Annotated in this window: 18 protein-coding genes and 1 other RNA gene; 11 read left to right on the top strand and 8 right to left on the bottom strand. The window is 65.9% G+C overall.

Going from position 1 to position 22,908, the window contains the following annotated elements; translation table 11 throughout:
- Window position 1: 1 nt before the first annotated feature.
- The gene (locus tag ACM9HJ_RS11130) at window positions 2-508 is read right to left on the bottom strand and encodes a dihydrofolate reductase (protein WP_416571797.1); all 507 of its coding nucleotides are present in this window, start codon (window positions 506-508) and stop codon (window positions 2-4) included.
- A 94-nt stretch (window positions 509-602) separates the two neighbouring features.
- On the opposite strand from ACM9HJ_RS11130, the gene thyA reads away from it, so the two are divergent.
- From thyA to ACM9HJ_RS11165, 7 genes are all read left to right on the top strand, one after another.
- Window positions 603-1,499, top strand: a complete 897-nt coding sequence (thyA, locus tag ACM9HJ_RS11135) for a thymidylate synthase (RefSeq protein ID WP_416571798.1) — start codon at window positions 603-605, stop codon at window positions 1,497-1,499.
- Window positions 1,500-1,599: 100 nt separating this feature from the next.
- A complete protein-coding gene (gene ggt / locus ACM9HJ_RS11140; RefSeq protein ID WP_416571799.1) occupies window positions 1,600-3,327 on the top strand; it encodes a gamma-glutamyltransferase in 1,728 nt (575 codons plus the stop codon).
- A gap of 4 nt (window positions 3,328-3,331) precedes the next feature.
- Window positions 3,332-3,686, top strand: a transfer-messenger RNA (tmRNA) gene (gene ssrA / locus ACM9HJ_RS11145).
- Between the two features lie 355 nt (window positions 3,687-4,041).
- Window positions 4,042-4,548 (top strand): SspB family protein, encoded by a 507-nt coding sequence (locus tag ACM9HJ_RS11150; RefSeq protein ID WP_416571800.1) that lies wholly within the window; start codon window positions 4,042-4,044, stop codon window positions 4,546-4,548.
- 8 nt (window positions 4,549-4,556) lie between these two features.
- Window positions 4,557-4,910 (top strand): TfoX/Sxy family protein, encoded by a 354-nt coding sequence (locus ACM9HJ_RS11155; protein WP_416571801.1) that lies wholly within the window; start codon window positions 4,557-4,559, stop codon window positions 4,908-4,910.
- Window positions 4,911-5,010: 100 nt separating this feature from the next.
- Window positions 5,011-5,757: an enoyl-CoA hydratase gene (locus tag ACM9HJ_RS11160; protein WP_416571802.1), complete on the top strand. Its 747-nt coding sequence runs from the start codon at window positions 5,011-5,013 to the stop codon at window positions 5,755-5,757.
- An 81-nt stretch (window positions 5,758-5,838) separates the two neighbouring features.
- Window positions 5,839-6,708 (top strand): MipA/OmpV family protein, encoded by an 870-nt coding sequence (locus ACM9HJ_RS11165; RefSeq protein ID WP_416571803.1) that lies wholly within the window; start codon window positions 5,839-5,841, stop codon window positions 6,706-6,708.
- A 254-nt stretch (window positions 6,709-6,962) separates the two neighbouring features.
- Here ACM9HJ_RS11165 and ACM9HJ_RS11170 read toward each other — a convergent pair whose 3' ends face one another.
- Both ACM9HJ_RS11170 and ACM9HJ_RS11175 read right to left on the bottom strand, forming a co-directional pair.
- Entirely contained in the window at window positions 6,963-7,487 is a 525-nt protein-coding gene (locus tag ACM9HJ_RS11170) for a GNAT family N-acetyltransferase (RefSeq protein WP_416571982.1), read from the bottom strand.
- A gap of 2 nt (window positions 7,488-7,489) precedes the next feature.
- Window positions 7,490-8,518: an NrtR DNA-binding winged helix domain-containing protein gene (locus ACM9HJ_RS11175; protein ID WP_416571983.1), complete on the bottom strand. Its 1,029-nt coding sequence runs from the start codon at window positions 8,516-8,518 to the stop codon at window positions 7,490-7,492.
- A 260-nt stretch (window positions 8,519-8,778) separates the two neighbouring features.
- Here ACM9HJ_RS11175 and ACM9HJ_RS11180 point away from each other — a divergent pair, with 260 nt between their 5' ends.
- Window positions 8,779-13,620, top strand: coding sequence for an NAD-glutamate dehydrogenase (locus ACM9HJ_RS11180; protein WP_416571804.1), 4,842 nt, complete (start codon window positions 8,779-8,781; stop codon window positions 13,618-13,620).
- 120 nt (window positions 13,621-13,740) lie between these two features.
- On the opposite strand, the gene ACM9HJ_RS11185 is transcribed toward ACM9HJ_RS11180, so the two are convergent.
- Complete coding sequence (locus ACM9HJ_RS11185; protein ID WP_416571805.1) at window positions 13,741-14,142, bottom strand: YbaN family protein; 402 nt, start codon at window positions 14,140-14,142, stop codon at window positions 13,741-13,743.
- A gap of 110 nt (window positions 14,143-14,252) precedes the next feature.
- Between ACM9HJ_RS11185 and ACM9HJ_RS11190 the strand changes: the two genes are divergently transcribed.
- A complete protein-coding gene (locus tag ACM9HJ_RS11190) occupies window positions 14,253-14,600 on the top strand; it encodes a DUF3088 domain-containing protein (protein ID WP_416571806.1) in 348 nt (115 codons plus the stop codon).
- Window positions 14,601-14,698: 98 nt separating this feature from the next.
- Here the strand turns inward: ACM9HJ_RS11190 and ACM9HJ_RS11195 are convergent, their stop codons facing one another.
- From ACM9HJ_RS11195 to zwf, 4 genes are read right to left on the bottom strand one after another with little or no spacing between them, the layout of a single operon-like run.
- Entirely contained in the window at window positions 14,699-15,331 is a 633-nt protein-coding gene (locus tag ACM9HJ_RS11195; protein ID WP_416571807.1) for a bifunctional 4-hydroxy-2-oxoglutarate aldolase/2-dehydro-3-deoxy-phosphogluconate aldolase, read from the bottom strand.
- Window positions 15,332-15,345: 14 nt separating this feature from the next.
- On the bottom strand, window positions 15,346-17,181 hold the full coding sequence (gene edd / locus ACM9HJ_RS11200) for a phosphogluconate dehydratase (RefSeq protein WP_416571808.1): 1,836 nt from the start codon (window positions 17,179-17,181) through the stop codon (window positions 15,346-15,348).
- Window positions 17,182-17,218: 37 nt separating this feature from the next.
- A complete protein-coding gene (gene pgl, locus ACM9HJ_RS11205) occupies window positions 17,219-17,914 on the bottom strand; it encodes a 6-phosphogluconolactonase (protein ID WP_416571809.1) in 696 nt (231 codons plus the stop codon).
- The gene (zwf, locus tag ACM9HJ_RS11210; protein WP_416571810.1) at window positions 17,901-19,376 is read right to left on the bottom strand and encodes a glucose-6-phosphate dehydrogenase; all 1,476 of its coding nucleotides are present in this window, start codon (window positions 19,374-19,376) and stop codon (window positions 17,901-17,903) included. Before zwf ends, pgl begins: the two co-directional genes overlap by 14 nt.
- A gap of 362 nt (window positions 19,377-19,738) precedes the next feature.
- Between zwf and hexR the strand changes: the two genes are divergently transcribed.
- Complete coding sequence (gene hexR, locus ACM9HJ_RS11215; RefSeq protein ID WP_416571811.1) at window positions 19,739-20,587, top strand: transcriptional regulator HexR; 849 nt, start codon at window positions 19,739-19,741, stop codon at window positions 20,585-20,587.
- 76 nt (window positions 20,588-20,663) lie between these two features.
- The gene (glgB, locus tag ACM9HJ_RS11220) at window positions 20,664-22,880 is read left to right on the top strand and encodes a 1,4-alpha-glucan branching protein GlgB (protein WP_416571812.1); all 2,217 of its coding nucleotides are present in this window, start codon (window positions 20,664-20,666) and stop codon (window positions 22,878-22,880) included.
- Window positions 22,881-22,908 lie beyond the last annotated feature (28 nt).

The following is a 22,908-nucleotide window of genomic DNA, read 5'->3' on the forward strand; positions in this document are numbered from 1 at the left end:
GTCACCGGCGATGGAACAGGGTGATGCGATAGGCCGGCCGGTCCGGCCCTTCCGGCATCTGCAAGGCCAGCTCCTCGCCCAGGAAGGCGGTGCGATCGAAATCGGGGAAGAACGTATCGCCCGGCGGGCTGGCGGCGATTTCCGTCAGGAAGATGCGGTCGGCCAGCGGCAGGGTCATGGCATAGATCTGCGCCCCGCCGATCACCATCACCTCTTCCACCCCGGCCTCTTCCGCCAGGCGCTTGCCCGTCGCGATGGCGGTGTCCAGATCATGGACGACGATGGCCCCCTCGGCCGTGAAACCGCGGTTGGCGGTCAGGACGATATGCGGCCGGCCGGGCAGGGGCTTGGACCCGAAACTTTCCCAGGTCTTGCGGCCCAGGATCACCGGCTTGCCCATGGTCACCTGCTTGAAGAAGCGCAGATCGTTGGGCAGCTTCCAGGGCATGCGGCCTTCATGGCCGATGACCCCGTTGCGGGCGACGGCGGCGATCAGGGAAATGAACAAGGCGGGTCTCCAGACGGTCGATGGGTGACAATAGCCGCCCGCCGGGCTAATGAACAACCATCCGCAGCAGTTGGGCAACCGGAGCCGACGGAAGATGCGCCATCCTGAACAGCAGTACCTGGACCTGATGGCCGACATCCTGGCCCGCGGTGATCAGCGCGTTGACCGCACCGGCGTGGGCACGCGTTCCCTGTTCGGCGCCATGATGCGCTTCGACCTGTCGGACGGGACGGTACCGATCCTGACCACCAAGCGCGTCTATTGGAAGATGGCGGTCAAGGAGATGCTGTGGTTCCTGACTGGCGGCACCAATATCCAGCCGCTGCTGAAGGACAAGGTCACCATCTGGACCGACTGGCCGCTGGCCACCTATCGCCGCGAGACGGGGGAGGACATCACCCAGGCCGCGTTCGAACAGCGCATTGTCGAGGATGACGCCTTCGCCGCCCGCTGGGGTGAGCTGGGCCCGGTCTATGGCAAGCAATGGCGCCGCTGGCTGGGCCCCGACGGGCGCGAACATGACCAGATCGCCACCCTGATCAAGGGCTTGCGCGAAACACCCGCCAGCCGCCGCCTGCTGTTCCATGCCTGGAACGTGCCGGAACTGGGCGGCATGGCCCTGCCGCCCTGTCACATGGTCTATCAGTATCATGTCACCAGCGACGGTCGCCTGAATGGCCTGATGTACCAGCGCAGCTGCGACGTGCTGCTGGGCCTGCCCTTCAACCTGACCGGTGCTGTGGCGCTGCAGGCCATGCTGGCGCAGCAGGCCGGGCTGCGGCTGGGCGAGTTCGTGTGGATGGGTGGCGACGTGCATCTCTACCTGAACCATCTGGACGCGGCGCGCGAACAGATGGCCCGCGTGCCCCGCGCCCTGCCGCGCCTGACCCTGGTCCAGCGTGCCGACAGTATCGACGGTTACCGGATCGAGGATTTCCTGCTGGACGGCTATGAGCCGCATCCGCCGATCAAGGCGGAGGTGGCGGTTTGATGGGCGGTTTGCCCACCAAATAATCAATATTTTACAGTATGATGACGGTAATTTTCGTGGGAAGCTGACGGCCCTTTCGACCGGCCGGAGATGCCCCGCGATGACCCGCCTGCGTTGCCTTGCCCTGTCGCTCTGCCTTGCCACCGCGCTGACCACCCTGCCGGCCACGGGGGCCTGGGCGCAGAAGGAAAGTGCGGTGATCACGGCGCTGCCCGTGGGCAAGGCCATGGTGTCGTCGGCCGATCCGCGCGCGACGGAGGCAGGGCGGGAAATCCTGCGCCAGGGGGGCAGTGCTGCCGATGCGGCGGCGGCCCTGATGCTGGCCTTGACCGTGGTGGAACCGGAATCCTCGGGCATCGGCGGGGGTGGCTTCATGCTGTACCACCCGGCCGGAACCAAGGACACGTTCAGCTATGACGGGCGGGAGGAGGCGCCGGCCGCCGCCAAGCCCGACCGGTTCATGAAAAACGGGCAGGAGATGGATTACGAGGATGCCCGTTCGGGCGGCCTCTCCGTCGGTGTGCCGGGCAATATCCGCCTGATCGAACTGGCCCATGCCCGCCATGGCAAGCTGCCCTGGAGGGCCCTGTTCCAGCCGGCGATCAAGCTGGCGCGCGACGGCTACGTCGTCACCCCGCGCATGGTGAAATACCTGAAGGAACAGACGCCCCTGCTGAAGGTCTCCAAGGAGGCTCAGGAGCTTTACTACCTGCCCGACGGCACGCCCAAGCCGGCAGGCTCCGTCATCAAGAATCCCAAGCTGGCCGACCTGCTGACCCTGGTGGCGGAGCAGGGGGCGGATGCCTTCTACAAGGGGCCGGCGGCCGACCGGCTGCGCGCGGCGGTGGCCAATTCGCCCCGTCACGCAAGCGTGATCACCGCTGATGACATGATCGCCTATCGCGCCGTGCCGCGCCCGCCGGTCTGCGGCACCTATCGCGTCTATACGGTCTGCGGCATGGGGCCGCCGTCCTCCGGCGGCATCGCGGTGCTGAGCATCCTGAAGCAGATGGAAGGGTTCGACATCCCCGCCATGGGCAAGGACAGCGTGGAAGCCTGGCACATCCTGGGCGAATCGATGCGGCTGGCCTATGCCGACCGGGCCAAGTGGCTGGGCGATCCCGACCATGTGAAGGTGCCCGTCGATGGGCTGACCGACCCCGCCTATATCAAGGAACGCGGCAAGCTGATCGATCCGAAGAAGGCCATGCCCAAGGCGCTGCCCGGCACGCCCAAGGATGCGCCGCGCGTGTCCGACATCCTGGACAATGAAATCCCCGGCACCACCCATTTCTCCGTGGCCGATGAATGGGGCAATGTCGCCTCCATGACCTCGACCATCGAGGATATCTATGGCTCGGGCATCATCGTCGACGGCTATGTGCTGAATAACGAGCTGACGGATTTCAACTTCGTCCCCGATATCGACGGGGTGCCCACCGCCAACCGGGTAGAGCCGGGCAAGCGCCCGCGCAGTTCCATGTCGCCCAGCATCGTCTATGACCAGAATGGTCAGGTCGTGCTGGCCATCGGGGCCGCCGGCGGCCCGACCATCATCGCCCAGGTCGCCAAGGCCATCGTCGGCGTGCTGGACTGGAAGCTGGATGTGCAGACGGCCATCGCCCTGCCCACCTTCATGGGCAATGGGGATGTGCTGCGCATCGAGGCCGGTACGCCGGTGGGGGCGATGGCCGACAAGCTGCGCGCCATGGGGCATGAGGTGCAGGTCGATGATTTCGGCGGCAAGCTGAACGGTATCGACAAGGTTACCGGTCAATGGCGTGGCGGGGCCGACCCGCGGTCCAACGGCACGGCGGGTGCTCCCTGACAAACCCCTTTAAACCGGCCGCGCGACCGCCTATATAGTGCCTTGTCGGGTTCGCCCGACTATGGGGATAAACGCGGTGTGGAATAGACGTTGCGGACCCGGGGGCGGTACCCGGCGCCTCCACCATTCACCTTCGGCCTGACGGTTGCGGGTTCATGGGGGCGAAACAGGATCGACGCGCGTAATAAAGGCATAGTCTTCCCTCGGCATGATACCGCCGTTATCGGGTCAAACCTCATAGATGCCAACGATAACTCGGCGTCTGACCTTCGCATGGCTGCCTAATTCCCCCTAAAGGGCGTTAGTCAGTTAGCTTAGTTCGCAGCCCGGGGGGAGCTGGGCAACAGAATCCCCCCACCTTATATATTTGTTCCCTCAAGCGCCGGGCGCGGCCATCCGGCCGCTTGGCTAACGGCGCACGTGCGCCGGGCCGGCAGTCGCCGGCCTTCGATTTGTTCCCTCAAGCGCCGGGCGCGGCCATCCGTCGGCTTGGCTCACGCGACCACGGGGTCGCGGGCGCTCAATGCGCCAACCAAGCTGCGCTTGGTATTTGGTCCCCAATACCCTGCCATAAGGCAGCATTCCCGCATGGCTGCATGCGGGAATGCTGACAATTACGCCCGACGCTTGATTATCCGTCCGTAATAGGCTTGTCTGGGGCCGATGGGGGACGGGTTTGTACCGTCGCGTTCGTTGCCAGGGGTTTCAGTACCGATGTCGCAGGAAATGCTCCGCTATGACCGCATGGTCGAGGCCGCCAAGCGCGGCGTCGTCAGACAGGCCCTGCGTGAGGTTCTGAACCGCGGCGGACAGCTGCCCGGCGAACATCATTTCTACATCACCTTCCGCACCGATGCCGAAGGGGTGGATATCCCCGACTATCTCCGCGCCAAGTACCCGACGGAGATGACCATCGTCCTGCAGTACCAGTTCTATGATCTGACGGTGGAAAACGACAGGTTCTCCGTGACGCTCAGCTTCGGCGGCGTGCTGCGCCGGTTGCTGGTGCCCTTCATCACCATCGTCACCTTCGCCGACCCGTCGGTGAATTTCGTCCTGCAGTTCCAGCCCGACGACATGCCCGATCTGCTGGTCGATGAGGAGGTCGAGGAGGAACTGGAGCAGGCCGACGATGCACCCGTCGCCGAGGGCGAGGGGGACGATGACCAGCCCAAGCCCACCGGCACCGTGGTGGCCCTGGACGCCTTCCGCAAGAAATAAGCCCCACCATGGCACCGCGTCCCCAGCCCCCCTTCGTCGCCCATATCCTGGAGTTGATGGAACCGCTGGGGCCGGTGGTGGCCCGATCCATGTTCGGTGGCTGGGGCCTGTCGATCGACGGCATGACCTTCGCCCTGATCGCGGGCGAGGAACTGTATCTGAAGACCGATGACCGGAACCGCCCCGCCTTTGAGGCGCTGGGCTTGCCGCCCTTCGCCCCCTTCGCGGATCAGCCCGACAAGAAGATGAACTATCACATGCCCCCGGCTGAGGCGCTGGAGGATGCGGACAGCCTGCTGCCCTGGGCCCGTGGGGCCTTCGAGGCGGCGTTGCGCGCCCCGCGTAAGGGCAGGAAGAAGTAGTCGTCAGCATTTTCGCACGGTCGTGCTTTCCTCCTTGACGGCACGGGTCGGTTCGGGCGTCCTGTGCCCCAACCATAAACCCGAAGGAGGGAGTCCCGAAATGACCGAACATGTGCTGGTGAGCGATGCCGATGGCGTGCGCACGATCACGCTGAACCGTGCCGACAAGCGCAATGCCCTGACCGCCGCCATGTATTCGGCCATGGCCGATGCGTTGAAGACCGCACCGGATGCCGGCATCCGTGCCGTGCTGTTCCAGGGGGCGGGCGGTTTCTTCACCGGCGGCAATGATATCGGTGATTTCCTGGCCAACCCGCCTTCCACCAATGATGCGCCGGTGTTCCAGTTCCTGCAGGCTATCGCCACCACGCCGCTGCCCCTGGTCGCGGCGGTCGAGGGCATGGCGGTCGGCGTGGGTACCACCATGCTGCTGCATTGCGACCTGGTCTATGCGGCCCCCGATGCCCGCCTGCATGTGCCCTTCGTCGATCTGGGCCTGGTGCCCGAAGCCGCCAGTTCCATCCTGATGCCGCGCACCATGGGTCATGCTCAGGCCGCCCGCATGCTGATGCTGGGTGAACCGCTTGGGGCGGAGGAGGCACTGGCGAGCGGCATCCTGTCGGGTATCGTGCCGGCTTCCGATCTGGCCGCAACGGCCCTGGCCAAGGCCAAGCTGCTGGCTGCCAAGCCGGTCAACGCTATCCGCCAGACCAAGGCCCTGATGCGCCCCGGTCAGGCTGAAGTGCTGGCCACCATGCAGAAGGAAGCTGGTATCTTCGGCGCCTGCCTGCGCTCGCCGGAAGCCAAGGCCGCCTTCCAGGCTTTCATGACCAAGGGCAAAAAGTAATTCCCGATTGGGGGAGTGGCGGTGCGGGCGGCGATGCGATAGAGCTATGCCGCCCTGCAACATGACCGGTCCCGTGCCCTGATGATCCGCCGCCTTGCCGTTTGCGCCGCCGCCCTGCTGGCCTTGTCGGGCCCCGCCATGGCCCAGTCCGCCCTGTTCGGCATGGAGACGACGAACGAGACCGCCCCGCTGTGGGAAGCCAGCATCCTGGCCGCCGGCGGCTATGTCGCGCATTATCCGGCGGCTTCCGAAGGGCAGTTCAAGGCGCTGCCCGTGCCCTTCCTGATCTATCGCGGCGACAATCTGCGCATCGGCGATAACGGCTTCATCCGCGCGCGCCAGGAAATGGCCGGCGGGCGGTTCGAGCTGGATATCGGCCTTGACGGGTCCTTCGATGTCGACAGCAAGGACAACAAGGCCCGCCAGGGCATGCCCGACCTGGACCTGTTGATCGAAGCCGGGCCGAAGGCGACCTGGCACTTCATGCCCAAGCATGCGGATGTGCAGGTCGATCTGGGCGTGGAGGTGCGTGCCGTCATCGCCACCCGCTTCATCGGGTTCGATTACGAAGGTATCAGCGTCAATCCGGAATTGAGCTGGTTCGACCGTTCGCTGGGCGGGACCAAGCTGCGTGGCTACGCCTCCATCGGGCCGGTCTTCGGCTATGACGGGGTGAATGATTATTTCTATGGCGTCGAAGCTGCTTATGCCACGGCGAGCCGCCCCGCCTACAAGGCGGATGGCGGCTATATCGGCACCAAGTCCACGCTGGGCTTGGCCTATCCCGTCAATGACCGGTTGCTGGTCTTCGGTGCGGCCCAGGTCGGCTATTATGGCGGCTCCGCGAATGAGGACAGCCCGCTGTTCCGCGACAAGACGAATTACAGCCTCGGTGCCGGCGTGCGCTGGTCCTTCTGGCAGTCCGATACCCGGGTGCCCGTCGTTCGCTGATTTCGCTGCCCAATTCCGCGCCACTGCCGTGTTTGTGGGCAGCGCAAGGCAACCGCCATCGGGTTAATCCCTTTGGAATGGGCCGCACCACACTTGGCACGCGATTCGCAAAGTGCTTTGTGCACATGCGCGGGGATATTGGGCTCTCCCACCGGCTGGCGACAGGCGGGTAGCATGATGTTGAAATTGGGGTCCTCCGGGACCCGGCTGGGGACCGACGCCCGGCAGTGGGGAAACCCGCTGCCGGGCGTTGTTTATTTCACCCGGTACAGTGCATGCCGGCGCAGCGGATGGTCTGCCGCCAGGGCCGGATGGTCGAAATCGCCGTCCGGGTCATGGACCATGCCGATCCGTTCCATCACGGCCCGGCTGGCCCTATTCCCCACAGCGGTGAAGGACACGATATTGGGCAGGCGCAGCACGTTCAGCCCATGATCCAGCGCCGCCTTCGCCCCCTCGCTGGCCAGCCCGCGCCCCTGCCATTCACTGCCCAGCCGCCAGCCGATATCCACAGCCGGGGTGAAGCGTTCCTCGAACCGCACCGGCTGTATCCCGATCATGCCGACCAGGGTGCCGCCGTCGCGCAGGGTGGCGGCCCAGAAGCAATGGCCGTGGGCCTCTTGATATCCGCACTGGCGTTCGATGCTGGCCTGGGTCATCTCGCGGCTGATCGGCCCGCCCAGCCATTGGTGGACGGCCGGATCGGCATTGATGGCGGCCAGGGCATCCAGGTCGCTGTCCAGCCAGGGGCGCAGGATCAGGCGGGCGCTCTCGATCATCGTCAATCCACCATCCGCACCTGCGGCAGGCCGATGCCCGCCGCCACCCGTTCGCGCAGCACGTCGCGGCGGAAGCGGTGCAGTTCCGCCGGGCGCCCCCCGGTATGCGCTTCCTGTGACCCGGTAGCCTCCACTAAGCCACCGGCCAGGACAAGGCGGCGGAAATTCTGCTTGTGCAGTTGCACCCCCGACAGCGCCTCCACGGTGCGCTGCAGGCGGAACAGGGTGAATTGCTGGGGCAGCAGGTCGAACACCAGCGGCCGGTATTTCAGCTTGCCGCGCAGCCTTCCCAGCCCCACGGCCAGGATGCGGCGATTATCCTGGGCCATGGGCGTGCCCATCTGGGCCGCCAGTTCCGGCTCGTTCAGATGGCCATTATCCAGGCTGAGGCCCAGGCGCTGCCGGATGGCGCGGTCGCGCAGCGCCTCTTCCACCAGGCCGGCGCTGTAGAGCAGCTCATACCGTTCCAGCACCCGTTCGGTGTCCCACAGCTCCTCCTCCGCGAAGGTGGTGGAGACGCGTTCGGCGCGGGCGGCGGCGATGGCGGGGTCGGGTGCCGCGGCGATCCAGCGCGACAAAGCCGGCAGGATGGTGCGGGTCAGGATGGCGGGCCGCCCGTCGCGCCAATCCTCCCACGGGAAGTAATCGTACCAGTCGTGCCATTCCGCCGCGCCGCTGCCCGACAGCGGTGCCTCGCGCACCAGCGCCATATAGCCGACGGAGACGACGCGCGAACTGCCCTCCAACTCGCGCGCATCCCGGTACCGGTCACCGAACGTGTAGAGCTGTTCGACATAGCGCAGCGGCAGGCCCGTCTGTTCCTCCACCCAGCGGCGCAGACCCTGTTCCAGGGTGCGGTCGCGGTCGGCGGTGAAGGGACCGAAGGGCAGGGCGTCCTGCCCCGCCGTGGCATCGCGCTGTTCCGGCGTCGCCAGGTTGTGGGTCATGCGCCGGACCACCAGTACGCGCGGCACCTCGTCCGTCACCGCGACGATGACGGCGGTCAGACCCAGCACTGTCGAGTCGGGCATGGCCACGGGCTGCGGTTTCCCTGACGGAAGGAATGGCGGGCGGGGGCGGATTCGAAAAGAAAGCCTTAGTCGCTTGTAAAGCAATGGAATGCCGTATGCCAGCCTGTCGGCGGCATAAGCGTTCCCGGACGCGCAAACGTCACCCAGCCCTCTTTTGGCCGACGCATAAAAGGCGCAAGGTACCGTCCGCGAACCGTGCCGGGGCAAATCCAGCCACACAACCGCCCCGACAAGATGCGGTCCATTGCGGGAGATACACCATGGCGTTCAAGCTCGAACAGCGTAAGTCCGAGCTGGTGGAACAGGTCGTCGCCAAGCTGCGCGGACGCCTTTCCAAGGATAAGGCCGGCCTGGCCGAAGGTTTCGTGCGGGCCTTCTATCGCAACGTGTCGCCCGACGACATGCTGCGTTCCACCGCGGATGAGCTGTATGGCGCGGCCATCGCCATCATGCAGTTCGGCGGCAGCCGCCAGAAGGGCGAGGCCCTGGTCCGCGTGCTGAACCCGCGCGTCGATGCCGACGGCTGGCATGCCCATCACACGGTGGTGGAAATCGTCAATGACGACATGCCCTTCTTGGTGGACAGCGTCTCGGCCGAACTGAACCGCCATGGCCTGACCGTGCATCTGATCGTCCATCCGGTGATCCGTGTCAGCCGCGATGCCAATGGCCGCCTGACGGCCATCTGGCAGAATGGCGACGCGCCGGCCGATGCGATCGCGGAATCCGTGATGCATATCGAGGTCGATCAGCGCACGGGTGCCGATGAACTGGACGCCATCCGCGCCGGCATCGCCGGGGTCCTGGCCGATGTCCGCGCGTCGGTGACCGATTTCCAGGCCATGCGCACCCGCCTGACCGAAACCATCGACGGCCAGTACGGCCCGGTGGCGGCCGACGAGCGGGAGGAAGGTTTGGCCTTCCTGCGCTGGATGGACGAGGACCATTTCATCTTCCTCGGCATCCGCGAATACCGCCTGGGTCGCGACAAGGATGAGGAGACGCTGGACATCCAGCATGGCGAGGGGCTGGGCCTGCTGCGCGATGACGAGGTCTCCGTCTTCGACGGTCTGCGCTATTTCTCCACCCTGCCGCCGGAGGTGAAGGCCTTCGTGCGTCAGCCGCGCTTCATGATGGTGACCAAGGCCAACAAGGACAGCACCGTCCATCGCCGGGCACCGCTGGACGCGGTCATGGTCAAGCTGTTCAACGATGCGGGGGAGGAGATCGGGGAGCGGCTGTTCGTCGGCCTGTTCACCAGCACCGCCTATAACCGCTCGTCCCGCGACATCCCGTTCCTGCGCCAGAAGGTCAACCGCGTCATCGCCCGTTCGGGCTTCGATCATCGCGGCCATGACGGCAAGGCCCTGGTCCATATCCTGGAGACCTATCCGCGCGACGAGCTGTTCCAGATCGGCGATGACGAGCTGTACGACATCGCCATGGGCGTGCTGCATTTGCAGGAACGCCAGCGCGTGGCCCTGTTCGTGCGCAAGGACCCGTTCGAACGGTTCGTCTCCGCCTTGATCCATGTGCCGCGCGACCGGTACGACACCGACCTGCGCAAGCGCCTGCAGGGCCTGATCGAGAAGGCCTATGACGGCACCTCCACCCAGGTGAACGTCTCGCTGTCGGAAAGCGTGCTGGCCCGCGTCCACCTGATTGTGCAGACCAATCCCGGCAAGGTGCCGGATGTGGATGTGGGCGAGCTGGAAAGCCAGCTGATCGAGGCGGCGCGCGGCTGGCGCGACCGTCTGACCCAGGCTCTGGTGGAGGAGAAGGGGGAGGCCGCTGGCCTGGCGCTGGCGCGCAAGTATAATGCCGCCCTGCCGGCATCCTATCAGGAGGCGTACACGCCGGACGAGGCGGTGGTCGACATCGCCCGGATCGAACAAATCATCGCCCAGGGCGGCATCGCGCTGAACCTCCACCGGCCGGTGGAGGCGGATGCCCATCAGCTGTTCTTCAAGGTCTATCAGATCGGCAGTCCGGTGGAACTGTCGCGCGTGCTGCCCATGCTGGAACATCTGGGCCTGCGCATCCTGGCCGAAGGCGGCCCGTTCGAGGTGGAATTCCCCGGCGATACGTCCAACATCTTCATGCAGGATTTTGACATGCGCACGGCCGATGGCCGCGCCGTGGAACTGGACCGCGTGAAGGCCGCGTTCGAGGATGCGTTCCAGCGCGTCTGGACGGGGGAGGCGCAGTCCGATGCCTTCAACCGCCTGGTGCTGCTGTCGGGCATGGACTGGCGTGAGGTCACCATCTTCCGCGCCTATGCCAAGTATCTGAAGCAGGCCAAGTTCGATTTCAGCCAGGAATATATCGAGAATACGGTCGCGACCCATTCCAAGATCGCCCGCCTGCTGCTGGACCTGTTCCGCTTCAGCCATGATCCGGTCATCCTGACCAAGCTGGGCCGGGATGAGGTGGATACCAGGCGCAAGGGTTTGATCCTGGAGATCGACCACGCGCTGGACGCCGTCACCAACCTGGATGAGGACCGCATCCTGCGCCGGATGCTGAACATCATCCGCGCCACCCTGCGCACCAACTTCTTCCAGAAGGGTGCGGACGGGAAGGCGAAGTCCTACATCTCCTTCAAGCTGGACAGCGCGTCGATCGACGATCTGCCGTTGCCGCGCCCGTGGCGGGAGATCTGGGTCTACAGCCCGCGGGTGGAAGCCATCCATCTGCGCGGCGGCAAGGTCGCCCGCGGCGGCATCCGCTGGTCCGACCGCAAGGAGGATTTCCGCACCGAGATCCTGGGCCTGATCAAGGCGCAGATCGTCAAGAACGCGGTGATCGTGCCGGTGGGCAGCAAGGGCGGCTTCATCGTCAAGAACCCCGTGCCGGCCAGCGCGGGCCGCGAGGCGGTGATGGCCGAAGTCATCGAATGCTACAAGACGATGATGCGCGGCCTGCTGGACATCACCGACAATCTGAAGAACGGGGCGGTGATCCCGCCCGCCGATGTGGTGCGGCTGGACAGCGACGATCCTTACCTGGTGGTGGCCGCCGACAAGGGCACGGCCACGTTCAGCGACATCGCCAATGGCGTGTCGCGCGATTACGGCTTCTGGCTGGATGATGCCTTCGCCTCGGGCGGGTCGGCCGGTTACGACCACAAGGGCATGGGCATCACCGCGCGCGGCGCGTGGGAGGCGGTGAAACGCCATTTCCGCGAGCTGGGCAAGGATATCCAGAATGAGGATTTCACCGCCGTCGGTGTGGGCGACATGTCGGGCGACGTGTTCGGCAACGGCATGCTGCTGTCGCAGCATATCCGCCTGATCGCCGCCTTCGACCATCGCCACATCTTCGTGGACCCGACCCCGGATGCGGCCGTCGGCTGGGCGGAACGCAAGCGCCTGTTCGATCTGCCCCGTTCGTCCTGGGCCGATTATGACGCCACCAAGATCTCCGCTGGTGGCGGCATCTTCGATCGCGGGGCCAAGTCCATCCCGCTGACCACGGAAATCCGCGCCGTCCTGGATATGCAGGGCGAGCGGGCGACCCCGGCCGAACTGATGCGCGCCATCCTGAAGGCCAAGGTGGAACTGCTCTGGCTGGGCGGCATCGGCACCTATGTGAAGTCGTCGGACGAAACCAACGCCGATGCCGGCGACAAGGCCAACGACGCCATCCGCCTGTCGGGCCGCGAGCTGCGGGCCAAGGTGGTGGGCGAAGGGGCCAATCTGGGCTTCACCCAGCGTGGCCGTATCGAGGCGGCACAGGCCGGCGTGTCGATCAATACCGACGCCATCGACAATTCGGCCGGCGTGGACACGTCGGACCATGAGGTGAACATCAAGATCCTGCTGCGCGACGTCATGGATGGCGGCGGCATGACGCGCGAGCAGCGCGACGTGCTGCTGGCCCAGATGACGGACGAGGTGGCGGAGCTGGTCCTGGCCGACAATTACAAGCAGACCCAGGCCCTGACCATCGCCCAGGCCACCTCTGTGGAGACGCTGGAGGACCAGGCCCGCTTCGCCCGCACCATGGAAAAGGCCGGCAAGCTGTCCCGCACCATCGAGTATCTGCCCGATGATGAGGAGATCGCGTCCCGCGCCAATGCCAAGCGCGGCCTGACGCGGCCGGAGACAGCCGTGCTGCTGGCCTATGCCAAGATCGACCTCTATGACCGGCTGCTGGCCTCCGACCTGCCCGACGATCCCGTCGTCGGCCGCGACCTGATGCGCTATTTCCCCAAGGCCTTGCAGGAGAAGTTCCCCGACGCCGTGGCCCGCCATCAGCTGCGCCGGGAGATCATCTGCACCGCCGTCACCAACGGCATGGTCAACCGCGTCGGCCCCACCTTCACCTGGGAGATGGTGGAACAGACCGGCCGCAGCGAGGGCGACGTGGCCCGTGCCTATCTGATCGTCCGCGACGCCTTCGGCCTGCGCCGGCTGTGGGACGCGGTGGAGGATCTGGATACCAAGGTGCCGGCCGCCGTGCAGACGGCCATGATGCTCTATACGGGCCGGCTGATGCGCCGGGCCGTGCCCTGGGTCCTGGCCAATGGTTCCTATCCGCTGGACATCGCCGCCGAAAGCGCGCGGCTGGCGCCGGTGGTGGAGGAGCTGACGGGCCATCTGCCCGACGTGCTGTCGCCCGCCGCCCTGAAATGGCTGGCGGAGACGGCGGGCAACTGGTCCAAGGACGGGGTGCCGGGCGATCTGGCCCGCCGCGTCGCGGCCCTGCCGCTGCTGGCGGCGGCCACCGACATCGCCCAGATCGCCATGGAGGCCGGGCGCGACCCGTCCGACGTGGCCAGCCTGTATTTCGACCTGGGCGACCGCCTGGGCCTGGAATATTTGCGGGCCCGCACGACGGAAGTGAAGACCGACAATCACTGGCAGCGCCAGGCGGTTGCGGCCTCATTGGACGATCTGTTCAACCTGCAGGCCCGCCTGACGGCCCGTGTCCTGACCCAGAATCCGGGCGGCGATCCGTTCGGCGCCTGGGCGGCCCAGCGCCAGGGCCCGCTGGAGCGGATCAACAGCCTGCTGACCGACCTGCGCGGTGTGGCCGCCCTGGACATCGCCATGCTGGCGGTGGCCGGGCGTCAGTTGCGCGGGTTGCTGGCGGGGTAATGCCGACGGTCAGAATGACCGTCGGCATCGGCGGCGACTGCCGCCGCGCCGCGCGTGCGGCGTAGCCAAGCCCACGGATGTGGGCGCCGGCGACTGAGGAACAACAAAAACGGGGGCGGCTCAGGCCGCCCCCGTTCCCCGGTTCGGTGCCGGCCTTGTCGCCACGAACGTCGCCGTGCAGCACAGGGTCAGTCCCACCACAATGGGTACCCACGGCTTGGTCGCCGTGAAGAACACGATCAGCCAGGACAGCGCCATCACTGAAACGGCCGCGATCTTGGCCCGCGTCGGGATGGCCCCCTGTTCGCGCCAGTCACGCAGCGGCGGCCCCCAGCGCGGATGGTCCAGCAGCTTCTGCGCCTTTTCCGGGTGCGAGCGGAAATAGGCCCACAGCGCCACCAGCAGGAACGGCGTGGTCGGCAGTACGGGCAGCACGGCCCCGGCCATGGCTAGGCCGACGCAGACATAGCCCAGGGCCATATAGAAGGGCCGCCAGCGGCGGTTGCTCGTCGGCTCGCTCATCCCGCCGCCATCACCAATCGCAAATCATTCGCAACAATGTGGACCCGGTGCGGGTGGTTGGCAAGGCTTGTCCCGTGATAGAAAACGGCAACCGCTGACGGAGATGCCCCATGTCCCGCGACATCCTCTACCTGCTGCCGCCCGATTTCCCGGACGAGAAATATCCCGGCCAGCGCTTCTATTGCGCCGATTGCATGTTCATGGAGGGGGTGCTGGCCCGTTTTCCGGAACTGCTGGCGAAGATCGAACTGCGCCGCCATGACTTCCCGCGTCCCAGGGCGGAGGTTGTGGCGCTGGTGGGGGAGGCGAACCAGGGTCTGCCGCTGCTGATCTTCGGTGATGATGCCGATGACGGGCTGGAGACGGGGCGGCATAGCGGTTTGCGCTTTGCCGGCACGCGGGTGGCGATCATGAAGGCGCTGGCCGTGCGGCACGGGATTCCGTTCCCGCATCCGTAAGGGCAAAAAAGGTGGGCGGTTGGATTTCTCCAACCGCCCACAAGGTCGATCGCCGTGAAATGACCGGACAACGGCGATCGTAGAGGACCGTAAAGGGATCAGGCACGCCGCGGCAGTGCCGCCGCCTCGCGCGCCAGGGCGGTGATGCCGGCCCAGTCGCCTTCCTTGACCAGATGGTTCGGCGTCACCCACGACCCGCCCACGCACATGACGTTGGGCAGGGCCAGGAAGTCGGGGGCGGTAGCCGCACCCACGCCGCCTGTGGGACAGAACTTGATCTGGGACAGGGGCGAGGACACGGCCTTCAGCATGTCGATGCCGCCCACCACCGTGGCCGGGAACAGCTTCTGGTGGCGGATGCCGCGCGACAGCAGGTACATCATCTCCGCCGGCGTGGCCACGCCCGGCAGATAGGGGATGCCGCTGTCCAGCACCGCATCGACCAGGGCCGGATAGGTACCGGGGCTGACGATGAACTTCGCACCCGCATCGGCCACCTGTGCCACCTGTTCCGGCGCGATCACCGTGCCGGCGCCGACCACGGCACCCGGCACCTTGGCCATGATACGGATGGCCTCCAGTGCGGCCGGCGACCGCAGGGTCACCTCCAGCACGGGCAGGCCGCCGGCGACCAGCGCCTCGGCCAGGGGCTGCGCATCTTCCAGCCGGTCGATGATGATCACCGGGATGACCGGGGCCAAGCTGGCGATTTGGGCGATATCCATGCTCATCGTGTCGGTTCCGGTCAGGTGTTGGTGTTGGGGGCGGCGAAGCAGGAACCACCCTGTTCGGCGCCCAGTGCGGCAGCGCGGAAGGCGCCGAACAGGTTGCGGCCCATGCCCCATTCATTGCCGGACAGGTCGGGAACGGTGACGGTGCGCGCAGCGAATTCCGCCGCATCGACCAGCACGTTCAGTTCCCCCGTCTCGGCATCCAGGCGGATGATGTCGCCATCCTGGACACGGGCCAGCGGTCCGCCGGCCAGGCATTCCGGCGTGATATGGATGGCGGCCGGCACCTTGCCCGACGCGCCGGACATGCGGCCATCGGTGACCAGCGCCACCTTGAACCCCTTGTCCTGCAACACGCCCAGGCCGGGCGTCAGCTTGTGCAGTTCCGGCATGCCATTGGCGCGCGGACCCTGGAAACGGACCACGGCGACGACGTCGCGGTTCAGCTTGCCGGTCTTGAAGGCGGCCTGCAGCGCGTCCTGGCTGTCGAACACGGCGGCCGGCGCCTCGATGATCCGGTGTTCCGGCTTCACGGCGGACACCTTGATGACGCCACGGCCCAGATTGCCGGACAGCAGGCGCATGCCGCCCGTGCTGTCGAACGGTTCGGTCGCGGGGCGCAGCACCTTGGTATCGGCGCTGACCTTCACGCCGGGGCGCCAGGTGGCGACACCGTAATTGTCCAGGAACGCGTCCTGACGATAGGGCTCCAGCCCGCCATCGCCGGCCACGGTCTTCACATCACCATGCAGCAGGCCACTATCCAGCAGTTCGGAAATCACGAACTGCATGCCGCCGGCGGCGTGGAAATGGTTCACATCGGCCACGCCATTGGGATAGACGCGGGCCAGCAGCGGCACGGCGGAGGACAGGTCGCTGACATCCTGCCAGTCGATGCTGATCCCCGCCGCTGCCGCCATGGCGACCAGATGGATGGCATGGTTGGTGGACCCGCCGGTGGCCATCAGGCCGATGATGGCATTGACGATGGCCTTCTCATCGATCACGTCGCAGATGGGGGTGTATTCGTCACCCAGCGCGGAAATCTTCACGGCCCGTTCGGCGGCCGCGACCGTCAGCGCGTCACGCAGCGGCGTGTTGGGGTTGATGAAGCTGGAGCCGGGCAGGTGCAGGCCCATGATCTCCATCAGCATCTGGTTGGAATTGGCGGTGCCATAGAAGGTGCAGGTGCCCGGCCCATGGTAGCTTTGCGACTCCGCCTCCAGCAGCGCGTCGCGACCCAGCTTGCCCTCGGCATACAACTGCCGGACCTTGGCCTTCTCCGGGTTGGACAGGCCGGACGTCATCGGGCCGGCCGGCACGAAGATCGCCGGCAGATGGCCGAAGGACAGGGCGCCGATGAACAGGCCCGGTACGATCTTGTCGCAGACGCCCAGATAAAGGGCGCTGTCGAACATGTTGTGCGACAGGGCGATGGCCGTCGACATGGCGATGACGTCGCGGGAGAACAACGACAGTTCCATGCCGGCCTGGCCCTGGGTGACGCCGTCGCACATGGCGGGCACCCCGCCGGCGAACTGCGCCACCGCACCCACCTTGCGCACGGCATCCTTGATCAGCGCCGGATAGCGTTCCAGCGGCTGATGCGCCGACAGCATGTCGTTGTAGGCGGAGATGATGGCGATGTTCGGCTCGTTCCCCGACTTCAGCTTGGCCTTGTCATCGGGGCCGCAGGCGGCGAAGCCATGGGCCAGATTGCCACAGGCCAGCGTGCCACGGCGCGGACCGCTGCCGCGGGCGGCGCGGGTCTGCTCCAGATATTTGGACCGGGTGGCTTCGCTGCGGGCGATGATCCGGTCGGTGACGCGGCGGATGGCGTCCTGTGTCATGTTCGAGACTTCCTCTTTCGGGGGCCCCTTGCGGGGATCAGGGCGCCCACCAGATGGAAACGGGGACCTTGTCCTGGTGCAGGACGGCGCGGACGGGGGCCGCTTCGACCGGGCCCGGCTGCAACGCCGCGTCCAGGACGGACTTCTTCTTTTCGCCCGTGATCAGCAGGGCGATGGCACGCGAGCGCAGCAGTTCCGGCAGGGTCAGGGTGATGCGTGCGGGTACACCACCCGCCGGGGTAACGGCCGCCACGGCCAGCCCCAGCGCACCGCTCAACGCCTCTGACAATCCCATCGCACCGGGGAAGAAGCTGGCCGTATGGCTGTCCTCCCCCATGCCCAGCAGCACCAGATCATAGGGGCGCGGCATGGTGGCCAGCCGGCTGCTGGTGCGGGCCAGACCGTCGGCCGGCGTCCCACCGACGCTTTTCAGCCCGACGACCGTGGCGCCCTTGGCGACCGCCCCCGACAGGGTCCGGCGCACCATGGCCTCGTTGCTGGCCGGATCGTCCAGATCGACCCAGCGCTCATCCGACAGGGTCAGATAGACCTTATCCCAGGGCAGGTCGATCATATCCAGCCGGGCGAACAGGTCGGCCGGGGTCGTGCCGCCGGACAGGACCAGCGAGGCGCTACCATGGCTGGCCACCGCATCGCGGATCAGGCCGGCGATATGGTCGGCGAACGCCGTGACCAGGGCCGATTTATCGGCGTGATCCTTAATAATCGGCATCGTTCCACCGCCGATCATCGCGGGCCAGAAGCAATGCTGCCGACAGCGGGCCCCAGCTTCCGGCGGGATAGGGTTCGGCCGGCTGGTCGGTATCCTTCCAGCCCTTCTGGATGGTGTCGATCCAGGCCCAGGCGGCATCCACCTCGTCCCGGCGCATGAACAGCGACGGGTTGCCGCGCACCGTGTCCATCAGCAGCCGTTCATAGGCGTCGGGATACCGGTCCTTGAACGTCTCCGCATAGGACAGGTTGAGTGGCACCGACCGCAGGCGCAGGCCGCCGGGGCCGGGCACCTTGGTCATGATCGACAGGTTCACGCCCTCGTCCGGCTGCAAGCGGATGACCAGACGGTTGGCGGTCAGCTCACCCGCACCCCGGCCGAACACATTGTGCGGCGTGGCCTTGAACTGGATGACGATTTCGGAATAGCGGGTGGGCATGCGCTTGCCCGTGCGCAGATAAAACGGCACCCCGCCCCAGCGCCAATTATCCACCTCCGCCTTGATGGCGACGAAGGTCTCGTTGTTGGACGATGCACCCAGTTCGTCGGCATAGCCGGGGACGGTTTTGCCCTCGATCGCACCCTGGCGGTACTGGCCGCGCACGGTCTTGGCCTTCACCTCCTGCGCGGTGATGGGGCGCAGCGCGCGCAGCACCTTGATCTTCTCATTGCGGATCATGTCCTCCGTCAGGGATGACGGCGGCTCCATGGCCACAAGGCAGAGAAGCTGCAGGAAATGGTTCTGCACCATGTCGCGGAGCGCGCCGGCCTTGTCGTAATATTCGGCGCGGCCTTCCACGCCCACCTTCTCGGCCACCGTGATCTGCACATGGTCGATATAGTTGGCGGACCAGAGCGGTTCGAACAGGGCGTTGCCGAAGCGCAGGACCATCAGGTTCTGCACCGACTCCTTGCCCAGGTAATGGTCGATGCGGAAGATCTGCTCTTCCTGGAAAATCGCCCCGACCTCGTTATTCACGGCATTGGCCGATGCCTGGTCCTTGCCGATGGGCTTTTCCAGGACGACGCGCGTCTTGGGGCAGATCAGGTCGGCATCCTTGATATTGCGGCAGATGGCGCCGAACAGGGCCGGAGATGTGGCCAGATAGAAGACGCGGGCCTTGTCCCCGCCATCTTTCAGCGCATCGGCCAGATGCGGCCAGTTGCCGCCCGGCTTGGTGGCGTCCAGCGCCACATAGGCGATGCGGCCCAGGAAACGGTCCAGCACGCCCTGATCGATATCCTCGACCGGGATGAACTGGCCCAGGGCCTTGGTGATCTGGGCACGGAAGGCGGCGGTGTCCTGATCGGTGCGCGAGACGCCGATGATGCGGCTGTCGTCGGTCAGCTGATGGTCGCGCTCGCGATAATACAGTGCTGGCATCAGCTTGCGCAGGGCCAGATCGCCCGTGCCGCCGAACACCACATAGTCGAAGGGGTTCACCTGCATCACATCAGCCATGGCACCCGGCCCGCCCGTCCCTTGATTTCGGGCCGTTTTTCGGCCCAGGCGGCGCGCACCCCGCGCCGTCTTCTGTCCTGAATGTAGCAGAATTACCGGTCGGGGCAAGCGGCGACTACGCGCGCTGCCTGCAATTCCGGCATTCGTGCGCATGTTTCTGACCTTCATGCTGCGCTGCGGCGTAACTTTACTACGGCATTTGCCTTTTTAGAAGCATTTCGGCGGCGCAACGGGCCAAGGTCTGCGGGCAATGGTGCCCCGCTGTTACCGCCGATATGGCAGCCTTGCCAAAAGGATGCGGATTTCGTGTAATTCCCTTACACGGCCTACCGGCCGACTTACAGGTTTGGGGAGCGCGCGACGTGCTTGAACGTATCCGCGGCATGCAGGCCGGTCTGCGCCGGTCCGAACAGAAGATCGCCGAAGTGGTGCTGAAGCGCCCGCATTCGGTCGTCAATGCCTCGGTGGCGGAGGTGGCGCGCGAGGCGCAGGTCAGCCAGCCCACCGTGGTGCGCTTCTGCCGGTCCATCGGCTGCGCCGGGTTCCAGGATTTCAAGCTGCGCCTGGCCCAGGACCTGGCCACCGGCACGCCCTATGTACATGAGGAGGTGCGGCCCGACGATGCCGTGGTGGATGTGGCGGCCAAGGTGCTGAACCGCTCCATCGCGTCCTTGACCCGCGTGCGCAACCACACCAACCCTGAAGCCCTGGAAGAGGCGGTGCGCATCCTGACCGAGGCGCAGCGCATGGAATTCTACGGCTTCGGTGCGTCCGGTGTCGTCGCCATGGATGCGCAGAACAAGTTCTTCCGTCTGGGCATCCCCTGCGTCGCCTATACCGATTTCCATGTGCAGGCCATGTCGGCCACCCTGCTAGGCCCCAATGCCGCGGCCCTGGTCATCTCCCACACCGGCCGCACGCGCGAACTGCTGCGCTCGGTCGATCTGGCGCTGGATAGCGGGGCCAAGGTGGTGGCGCTGACCAGCGGCGGGTCGCCGCTGGCGGAAAAGGCCACCGTGTCGCTGTTGGTCGATGTGGTGGAAGATACCAGCATGTACACGCCGATGGTCAGCCGTCTGGCGCATCTGGCCATGCTGGACGTGTTGCAGGTGGCGGTGGCCCTGCGCCGGGGCGTCACCTTGACCGAAAGCTTGGCCCGGTCGAAAAAGACCATCCGGGAACGCCGGCTGGGGCCGCGCGGGAACGGCTGATCTTCTGCCCGCTTCCCAAGCCTGGATGGGCAACCTATGGTAAATTTCCGCCTTCCACCCCCAGCCCAGGCCGATCATGCCCCATACCCCGTCCGCCGCTGAGATCGCCGCCATCACCCATGCGACGCATGGCGACGTCTTCGCGATCCTGGGGCCGCATCCGTTGCATGATGGTTCGGGGCGGGTGGCGCTGCGGGTGTTCCGGCCCGACGCGGACAAGGTGACGGTGATCGGCCCGGACGGGGCGGAGCGGCTGGATCTGGCTCGGCTTGATCCCGACGGCTTCTTCGCCGGTACCCTGACGGCCGAACAGGCCGCCGGTTACCGCCTGCGCCTGACGCGCGGGACGGACAGGTGGGAGATCGAGGACCCCTACCGCTTCCCGCCGCTGCTGGGGGAGATGGACCAGTATCTGCTGGGGGAGGGGCGGCACTGGCGGTCATACGAGAAGCTGGGCGCGCATCTGGACGTGATCGACGGCGTGGCCGGGGTGCGCTTCGCCGTCTGGGCGCCCAGCGCGCGGCGCGTCTCGGTTGTCGGTGATTTCAACGGTTGGGATGGCCGCCTGCATGTCATGCGCCTGCGGATGGGCGCGGGCATCTGGGAAATCTTCATCCCCGGTGTGGGCGAAGGGGCGCATTACAAATACGAGCTGCTGGATGCCAACGGCCACCTGCTGCCGCTGAAGGCCGATCCGCATGCGCTGGCGGCGGAGTATCGGCCGGCCACCGCCTCCATCGTTGCCCGCATCGACCATCATGCCTGGCAGGATGGCGACTGGCTGGCCCAACGAGCGGCACGCAACGCCCGGTCGGCGCCGATCTCGATCTATGAGGTGCATCCGGGTTCCTGGCGGCGGCCGGACAAGGACGGCTATCTCAGCTGGCGCGATCTGGCGGACCAGCTGGTGCCCTATGTGCAGGAAATGGGCTTCACCCATATCGAGGTGATGCCCGTGCATGAACATCCGTTCGACGGGTCCTGGGGCTATCAGGCGTTGGGCCTGTTCGCGCCCACGTCGCGGTTCGGCACGCCCACCGATTTCCAGGCCTTCGTCGATGCCTGCCACAAGGCTGATATCGGCCTGATCATCGACTGGGTGCCGGGCCACTTCCCCACCGATGCCCATGGGCTGAGCCAGTTCGACGGTTCGCACCTCTACGACCATGCCGATCCGCGCCAGGGCTATCACCCCGACTGGAACACGGCGATCTATAATTTCGGCCGGAACGAGGTGACGAACTTCCTCATCTCCAACGCCCTGTTCTGGCTGCGGCATTACCATATCGACGGGCTGCGGGTGGATGCGGTCGCCTCCATGCTGTACCTGGATTACAGCCGCAAGGAAGGCGAATGGATACCCAACCGCCATGGCGGGCGGGAGAACCTGGAAGCCATCGATTTCATGCGCCGCATGAACGCCCTGGTCTACGGCACCGAGGAAGGGCAGGGCGGCGGGGCCATCACCATCGCGGAGGAATCCACCGCCTGGCCGGGCGTGTCGCAGCCCGCCCATAATGGCGGCCTGGGCTTCGGCTATAAATGGAACATGGGCTGGATGCATGACACGCTGAAATACATGCAGCTGGACCCCATCCATCGCCGTCATCACCATAACGACCTGACCTTCGGTCTGCTCTACGCCTTCTCCGAAAATTTCATCCTGCCGCTCAGCCATGACGAGGTCGTGCATGGCAAGGGTTCTCTGCTGGCCCGCATGCCGGGCGACGATTGGCAGAAATTCGCCAATCTGCGCGCCTATTTCGGCTTCATGTGGACCCATCCCGGCAAGAAGCTGCTGTTCATGGGCGGGGAATTCGCGCAAGGCCGGGAGTGGAACCATGATGGCCAGTTGGACTGGCATCTGCTGGACGGTGAAGGCGGCGGCCACTGGCACCGTGGCGTGCGCGATTTCGTACGGGACCTGAACCATCTTTACCGCGATACGCCCGCTCTGCATGAGCGGGATTGCGAGGCGGAAGGCTTCCGCTGGATCAAGGGCGGGTCGGCCGACGAAAGCGTGCTGGCCTATAGCCGTCATGGCTTCGCGGAAGGCTCCGTGGCCGTGTCGGTGGTGAATTTCACGCCTGTGCCGCGTCAGCGCTACCGCATCGGCCTGCCACGCGGCGGTGCCTGGCGGGAGGCGCTGAACAGCGATAGCAGCACCTATGCCGGCAGCGGCATCGGCAATGACGGGCTGATCCAGGCGGAAAACCTGCCCTGGGACGGGCAGCCCTGCAGTGCCGAGATCACGCTGCCGCCGCTGGCCTGTCTGGTGCTGCTGCCGGCTTGACCCCGGCCCGCATCGCGGTTATCCAAAC

The sequence above is a fragment of the Niveispirillum sp. KHB5.9 genome, from assembly GCF_048066115.1.
Taxonomy (GTDB): domain Bacteria; phylum Pseudomonadota; class Alphaproteobacteria; order Azospirillales; family Azospirillaceae; genus Niveispirillum.